We start from the raw sequence: 6,910 nt of genomic DNA, 5'->3' as shown, positions 1-6,910 counted from the left end.
GCTAAGGAGAATCGAACTCCTGACCTCTTGCATGCCATGCAAGCGCTCTACCAACTGAGCTATAGCCCCGAGGACCGGCGCCGGAGCGCCGCGAACGAGAAGCAGCTTAGCGGGTGGCCAGGCCAAATGAGAAATCCGGCCGTCCGCCGCCCTTCGACGGCGCCGATGCCCCCGGCCCGTCCCCGTCGTCCGCCCCGCGGCCCGTCTCAGTCGTCGTCGCCGAGCACCGGCTCGGGCAGGCTGCCCGCGTTGTGCTCCAGCAGCCGCCAGCCACGCACCGTCTCGCCCAGCACGGACCAGCTGCAGTTGGACAGACCCCCCAGCGACTCCCAGGTGGTGGGCGGCAGCCCGATGAGCCGACCGATGGTGGTGCGGATGGTGCCGCCGTGGCTGACGACGACGAGCGTGCCGCCGTCCGGCAGCTTCTCCACGGCGCGCTCCACCACGGGCGCGGCCCGCTCAGCGACCTCGGTCTCCAGCTCACCGCCGCCCCGGCGCACCGGCTCGCCGCGCTTCCAGGCGGCGTACTGCTCGCCGTAGCGGGCGACGATCTCCTCGTGGGTGAGGCCCTGCCACTCGCCCGCGTACGTCTCCCGCAGACCCTCGTCGTGGGAGATGTCCAGCCCGGTGAGTGCGGCCAGCTCCGCCGCGGTGGCCGCGGCGCGCTGCAGATCGGAGGCGACGATCGCATCGGGCCTCAGCGCCGCCAGCAGCCGTGCGGCACGTCGCGCCTGGTCGAGGCCGGCATCGGTGAGCGGAATGTCCGTACTGCCCTGGAAGCGCCGCTCCAGGTTCCACGCCGTCTGGCCGTGCCGCCATAGAACGATCTTGCGGTTCCGTACCGCCCCCGTGCCGTTCAGCGCAGTTCTCCGTCCAGTTCGTCCGCCGGTTCGGGCAGCTGCTCGTCGCCCGCCGCCACCGCGTTCGCGTGCTCGGCGGCCTTGCCACGGGTGGCCTTGGCCTCCTCGGGCAGCTCCAGCTCGGGGCAGTCCTTCCACAGCCGCTCCAGAGCGTAGAAGACCCGCTCCTCGCTGTGCTGGACGTGGACGACGATGTCGACGTAGTCGAGGAGCACCCAGCGGCCGTCGCGCTCGCCCTCGCGGCGGGCGGGCTTGGCGTCCAGCTCCTTGTTCAGCCGCTCTTCGATCTCGTCGACGATGCCCTTGACCTGCCGGTCGTTGGGTGCCGAGGCGAGCAGGAAGGCGTCGGTGATGGCGAGCACGTCGCTGACGTCGTAGGCGACGATGTCGTGCGCGAGCTTGTCGGCCGCCGCCTGGGCGGCGGTGTTGATCAGCTCGAGGGAACGGTCCGTGGCGGTCACAGGCAAGGCTTTCGGGTCGGAAACATCTCGTCTTCCAGGGTCTCACGGCCGCGCGACCGGATTTCGGCCCATGTCGCCGGGCCGACCGCCCGGTGTGCGCCGCACGGCCGGCCCTCGTCGTCGTGGACCACGTCTCAGCCCTTGTAATCGGCTCCCAGCAGCACCGTGACGTCCGCGTTGGCGGCGCCCTTGGCCTTGCGGACCGCGCTGCCGGGCAGCCCCAGCGTCTTGGCGACCTCTTCGGCCTTGGCCTTCTTCGCGGCGTCGGCATAGGTCACCAGCGACCTGGTGCGGGTGGCGGCGTTGCCGCCCTTGACGACCGTGTAGCCGCCGTTGACCAGCGCCGCGGAGGCCGCGTTGTCCAGTCCGCGCTCGCCGGTGGCGTTCTTCAGGCTGACCCGGGGCGCCGCGTCGGGGTCGGAGTTCTTGACGCTGCCGCCGAGCACCTTCTTGACGACCTGCTCGCTGACCTGCGGACTGAGGGTCCCGTCGGCCCGCACGGGGAGTGTCCGGGTGCGGTAGTCGCCCTGCTTCGCGTGGTTCGCCAGCTTGGCCAGCGAGGCACCCAGCTGGGACTCGGACAGCGAAGGATCGGGGATCTGGCCGAGGGACTCGACCGTCTTGGTGGCCGCCTCCGCGTCGCTGGAGAGCTTCTTGAGCACCGCCTGCATGACCTGCCCGAAGCGGGCGAGCTGCTTGGCCTGGGGCTCGCCCGCGGCGCGGTAGGTGGCGTAGGCGACGGCGGCGCGGCCGTCCAGGTCCTGCTTGCTGCCCCGCTCGACCTGCGGCTCTTCGCCCTTCTTCGCACCGGGCACGGTGGTGTCGGTGTCCAGGGCGATACCGCCGACCAGCTCGACCAGGTTCTCCAGGTAGGGAGTGTCCAGCCGCCAGGTGCCCTTGATGCCGGAGCCGAGCAGGGTGTTCAGCGCGTCACGGGTGGGTCCGGCCCCCCGGTCCTCCACCGACTTGCCCAGCGTCGTCGTGGTGCCGTTCTCCGTGGAGACGGCCAGCGAGTTGGGCAGCAGCACGGTGGAGCCCTCGCCCGCGCCCTCGTTGTCGACGAGCAGCGCCGTCGAGCTGGCGTCACCGCGCTCGCGCAGGTGCACCACGATCACGTTCCGCTGCTCACCCACCGCGGCGCCGCCCGGGCCCGCGTCGTCGCCGGTGCCCGGCAGCATGCCCGCGTGCCAGAGGTAGCCGACGCCGCCCACCAGCAGCAGCGCGAGGACGACGACCAGCGCGACGACGCGGTTGCGCCCCTTGCGCCTGGCCTCCTCGCGGCGCTCGGTACGGCTCTCGGTGAACTTGAGCCAGTCGATGACGTCCTCGGAGTCGTCGCTGGTCTCCTCCACGAACGAGAACTGTTCGGTGTGGTATTCGCCCTCCGCGTTGGAGGACGCCTCGGCCCGGCCGGAAGCGGCGCCGGTTCCGGCCTGTGCGGGCGGCTCCCCGTTCGCCGGCCGCTCGGACGGGGCAGGCTGTCCGGGCTCACCGGGCTGCCCCGGCTGCTCGTACGGCTCGTAGGCCCCGTACTGCTCCTGCTGCGGCGGTCGGCCCTGGGTGGGGACCCAGTCCGGCTGCTGCTGCGGCGCGGCGTAGGGCGCGGTCTGCTGCGGGGTCTGCTGCTGGGGGGCGTGCTGCTGGGGGGCCTGCTGCTGCGCGTACTGGTCGTACGAGCCGTACGCGTCGTAGTAGCCGCCCTGCTGCTCCGGATGGCCCGCATAGGGGTCGTAGCCGGTCTGCTGCTGCCCGGGGGGCTGGGCGGCCTGGGCATACGGATCGTACGCCGGGTACGGGTCCTGTCCGGCGTAGGTGCCCTCCTGCGGCGCTTCCTGCCTGCGGTATACGGGCCTGCCGTACTCGTCGTAGCCGATGATCTCGGGCTGCGGGCCGTACGGGTCGTATCCGTAGCCGTCGCTCACGCTCGCGGGTCCCCCTCCGTGCCGCCCCGGTACAGCGCACGCTTGCTGATGTACCGCACCACGCCGTCGGGAACCAGGTACCAGACCGGGTCGTCGCGCTCCACCCGTGCGCGGCAGTCCGTGGAGGAGATGGCCAGCGCCGGGACCTCCACCAGGGAGACCCCGCCCTGCGGCAGCCCGGGGTCGGCCAGCGCATGGCCCGGACGGGTGACGCCGATGAAGTGGGCCAGCGAGAAGAGCTCTTCGGTGTTGCGCCAGCTGAGGATCTGCGAGAGCGCGTCGGCACCGGTGATGAAGAACAGGTCGGTGTCCGGATTGGCCTCGGCGAGCTCGCGCAGCGTGTCGATCGTGTACGTCTTGCCGCCGCGGTCGATGTCGATGCGGCTGACCGAGAACTGCGGGTTCGACGCCGTCGCGATGACCGTCATCAAATAGCGGTCCTCGGCCGGCGAGACCTGCTTGTGGCTCTTCTGCCACGGCTGCCCCGCCGGTACGAACACCACCTCGTCGAGGTGGAAGCGCGCCGCCACCTCGCTCGCGGCCACCAGGTGGCCATGGTGGATGGGGTCGAAGGTCCCACCCATCACACCGAGCCGCCGCTTACCGGTCCCGGGCACTATGTCCTCTCCCATGCGGGACGACTCTACGCTCAGCGGTCCCGGTTGAAGCGGGTGGTGATCCACAGCAGCAGCATCAGCGCGAGGAGCGCACCGCCGCCGGTCAGATACGGGCTCAGGCTCTCGTGCTGACCGCCCTCACCGTGCTCGCCCCCGGAGGCGAGGGTCAGCAGGGTGGCATGTGCGGTGCTGGGCAGAGTCATCGTCGGCGGAACCTATCCCTCGAGGCGCGGACAGTTGGCGTGCGCTGGTCCCTCGCCGCGGACCGGTGGACACACCGGCGCGACGCGGAGGTGCGCAGCCACATCGTAAGCGGGGACCCTCCGGCGCCTCACCCCGACTCATCCGGAACGCAACGGGAAGGCCCCGCTCCGCGTCCCACCCTCTAGTGTGGACAGCCCAGTCGATGAGGGGGAAACACGATGACAGACGGCACAGGCGGCACGGAGCGCCTGCCGGGCCGCGAGAGGCGGCGTTTTGAGGGCATCTCGTCACGCGCCTACGAGCACCCGACGGACCGCTCGGCCCTGGTCGCACTGCGCAAGCTGAGCGGGTTCGACACCGCGGTCAAGGCACTGAGCGGCCTGCTGCCCGAGCGCAGCATGCGGCTGCTGTTCCTCTCCGACTCGGTGCGGGTCAGCGACCAGCAGTTCGCCCATCTCAACGCGATGCTGCGGGACGCCTGTTACATCCTGGATCTGGAGAAGATCCCGCCGATGTACGTCACCCAGGACCCGAAGCCCAACGCGATGTGCGTCGGTATGGATGAGCCGATCATCGTGCTCTCCACCGGCCTGGTCGAGCTCCTGGACGAGGAGGAGATGCGCGCGGTGATCGGCCACGAGGTCGGGCACGCGCTCTCCGGCCACGCGGTCTACCGGACGATACTGCTGTTCCTGTCCAACCTGGCGTTCAAGGTCGCGTGGATCCCGCTGGGGAATGTCGCGGTCATGGCGCTGGTGACGGCGCTGCGCGAGTGGTTCCGCAAGTCGGAGCTGTCGGCCGACCGCGCCGGGCTGCTGGTGGGCCAGGACCTGCAGGCGTCGATGCGCGGGCTGATGAAGCTGGCCGGCGGCAACCACCTGCACGAGATGAATGTCGACGCCTTCCTGGCGCAGGCCGACGAGTACGAGGCGGGCGGCGATCTGCGCGACTCCGTGCTGAAGATAATGAACGTGCTGCCGCGCTCCCACCCCTTCACCACCGTGCGGGCCGCGGAGCTGAAGGAGTGGGAGGCCAGCCGCGACTTCCAGCGGATCATGGACGGCCACTACCCGAAGCGCACGGAGGACCAGGACACCTCGGTCCGGGACTCGTTCCGGGAGTCGGCGAACCACTACACCGAGTCGGTGCGCAACAGCAAGGACCCGCTGATGGGCTTCGTCCGCGATCTGGCGGGCGGTGTCGGTGACGTCGGGGGCAGGCTGCGCGACACCTTCACCGGCGGCCGGGGCGGCTCCGGGGGTCAGGACGGCGGAAGCGAGGGGAACGGCGGAAACGGACGGGCTAACGGCTCGAACGGGAAGGATGGTCCGGGCTCGGCTGAGCGCTAGACGCCAGCAGCCCGCACATCGAGGCGGCGGACCGGCCCCGCTCGTACGGGTCGGTCCCCGCCTTTCCCGCGTCCTTGGCGCGCTCGCCGGCAACCAGCGGGGTCAGCACTTCGGAGGAGTCCCCGCCGCAGTCCATCGGGCCGGCGCGCATGGCGACCTGCCGTACGTTGACCTGATGGTCGCGCAGGTCCTCGCGCTCGAACCGGAAGCGCACCTCCCTGCGGACGGAGAAGAGGGAGGCGCTCGTGCGGGCCTTCTCGCCCTTCTTCGCGTCGGCGGGGCGTACGGCGTAGACGAAGACGTGGTCGGCCGTCACCTCCAGGCCGTCCCCGACCTCCTGCACGGCAAGCGTGCCGTCGACCCGTACCTTCGAGCTGGCCAGCGCGGCCCTGTCGGTGTCGAGGCGCACCATCCAGGCCGTGGCGGCGTGCCGACCGTCACTGCGTGGCTTGTCGACGCTCCGGTCGAACTGGCGCTGCTGGCGGGGATTGAGCAGCACCCGCACCGGCCGCACGGCGCCGCCGGCGACCACCTGGGGGTCGAGCGAGCTTTGCACCACGTACTCCTTGGCCATGGTGAGCGCGGCAAGTACCTGACTCTCCGAGAAGTGGTCGCTGCTCCGAACGGGTGGCAGTGCCACTCCATCGGCCCCCTTCGCGAACCGGTCGGCAGGGCTGTTCTCGAACAGGTCCGCCGGGGTGCTGCCGGGGACCCGGCCGGTGGGCGCCAGCGGCAGCATTTCGCTGTGCAGGGGCTCCGCGCCGGCCCGCGCCGGGGACCGGTACGGATTCCGTATGCCCATGTAGATGGCGGTGCCGAAGGCCAGGGCGATCAGCAGCACCAGGATCAGCCCCTGCCGGGAGAAGCCCAGGCCCGTTCCGCCGCGGCGCTCCGCCTCGGGGCGGGCGCGGACCGCGGCGTGCTCCTCGTCCTGCAGGCGCTCCCGCGCCGAGAACTCCTGGAGCCGCGCAGCCTTGATGAACGACTCGTCGAACACCAGCGCTCGGTATTCGTCGTCGCCGCCGTTGGGACCGCCCTCGGGCGTCCCGTCGGGAGGATCCACTCGCCCGGCCATAAGGACAGGGTAGGACCGACCGGGCAGGGGTGAACGGCGTGGCCCCGGCCAACTTGCGGGAATCCCAGCGGCCTGTTCCGCCTTCCGCGACAGGCCGCTTCCGGCCCTGCCGACGGTGCTCAGCCGCCGGGGGGTTCCACGGAGACGGTGGGCAGGGCGCCCGGTCCTTCGCGGTCGACGCCGGTGGTGGCCGGTGGCGGGCTGGGGTCCTGCCGCTGGTTGGAGGTGCCCCGGTAGACGGCCGAGAAGGCGAGGGCCACCATGCCGATGCCCATCACCACGGCGAGCACCCAGGCGACGGGCCGCTGCCAGTTGCGGTGACCGCGGTAGGGGCGCACGCCGCCGCCGTACGGCGTGTACCGGCCATGGGCGCCATGCGGATATCCGAAGTCGGCGCCGTGCTCGTAGGCCGGGTCCAGCTC

At 71.1% G+C, this 6,910-nt stretch carries 7 protein-coding genes and 1 pseudogene; 1 reads left to right on the top strand and 7 read right to left on the bottom strand.

Annotated features, from left to right (window positions below; genetic code table 11):
- Positions 1–206: 206 nt before the first annotated feature.
- The 5 genes from KBY19_RS35310 to KBY19_RS35290 all read right to left on the bottom strand — a co-directional run bounded on the left by KBY19_RS35310 (position 207) and on the right by KBY19_RS35290 (position 4,063).
- A complete protein-coding gene (locus tag KBY19_RS35310) occupies positions 207–860 on the bottom strand; it encodes a histidine phosphatase family protein (protein WP_099886490.1) in 654 nt (217 codons plus the stop codon).
- On the bottom strand, positions 857–1,321 hold the full coding sequence (gene rsfS / locus KBY19_RS35305; RefSeq protein ID WP_099880730.1) for a ribosome silencing factor: 465 nt from the start codon (positions 1,319–1,321) through the stop codon (positions 857–859). Before rsfS ends, KBY19_RS35310 begins: the two co-directional genes overlap by 4 nt.
- A gap of 134 nt (positions 1,322–1,455) precedes the next feature.
- Positions 1,456–3,243 carry an LCP family protein gene (locus KBY19_RS35300; protein WP_210967462.1) on the bottom strand — a complete coding sequence of 596 codons (1,788 nt, stop codon included), beginning with the start codon at positions 3,241–3,243 and terminating at the stop codon, positions 1,456–1,458.
- Positions 3,240–3,875 (bottom strand): nicotinate-nucleotide adenylyltransferase, encoded by a 636-nt coding sequence (nadD, locus tag KBY19_RS35295; RefSeq protein WP_099880734.1) that lies wholly within the window; start codon positions 3,873–3,875, stop codon positions 3,240–3,242. Before nadD ends, KBY19_RS35300 begins: the two co-directional genes overlap by 4 nt.
- A gap of 17 nt (positions 3,876–3,892) precedes the next feature.
- Positions 3,893–4,063, bottom strand: a complete 171-nt coding sequence (locus tag KBY19_RS35290; RefSeq protein ID WP_185016833.1) for a hypothetical protein — start codon at positions 4,061–4,063, stop codon at positions 3,893–3,895.
- A 219-nt stretch (positions 4,064–4,282) separates the two neighbouring features.
- On the opposite strand from KBY19_RS35290, the gene KBY19_RS35285 reads away from it, so the two are divergent.
- Positions 4,283–5,413, top strand: a complete 1,131-nt coding sequence (locus KBY19_RS35285) for a M48 family metallopeptidase (RefSeq protein ID WP_210967461.1) — start codon at positions 4,283–4,285, stop codon at positions 5,411–5,413.
- On the opposite strand, the gene KBY19_RS35280 is transcribed toward KBY19_RS35285, so the two are convergent.
- Together KBY19_RS35280 and KBY19_RS35275 are read right to left on the bottom strand one after the other, a co-directional pair.
- On the bottom strand, positions 5,367–6,488 hold the full coding sequence (locus KBY19_RS35280) for a hypothetical protein (RefSeq protein ID WP_099880739.1): 1,122 nt from the start codon (positions 6,486–6,488) through the stop codon (positions 5,367–5,369). The genes KBY19_RS35285 and KBY19_RS35280 overlap by 47 nt on opposite strands.
- Positions 6,489–6,607: 119 nt before the next feature.
- A pseudogene (locus tag KBY19_RS35275) lies at positions 6,608–6,910 on the bottom strand (hypothetical protein); the annotation flags it as partial.

The organism is Streptomyces sp. B15, from assembly GCF_018070605.1.
Taxonomy (GTDB): Bacteria; Actinomycetota; Actinomycetes; order Streptomycetales; family Streptomycetaceae; genus Streptomyces; species Streptomyces smyrnaeus.
This window is presented reverse-complemented; position numbering and strand designations above follow the sequence as displayed.

Excerpts from the sequence above, each read along its gene's own strand:
- nadD (WP_099880734.1), bottom strand. The coding sequence starts at position 3,875 with ATGGGAGAGGACATAGTGCCCGGGACCGGTAAGCGGCGGCTCGGTGTG.
- KBY19_RS35290 (WP_185016833.1), bottom strand. The coding sequence starts at position 4,063 with ATGACTCTGCCCAGCACCGCACATGCCACCCTGCTGACCCTCGCCTCC.
- KBY19_RS35285 (WP_210967461.1), top strand. The coding sequence starts at position 4,283 with ATGACAGACGGCACAGGCGGCACGGAGCGCCTGCCGGGCCGCGAGAGG.
- KBY19_RS35280 (WP_099880739.1), bottom strand. The coding sequence starts at position 6,488 with ATGGCCGGGCGAGTGGATCCTCCCGACGGGACGCCCGAGGGCGGTCCC.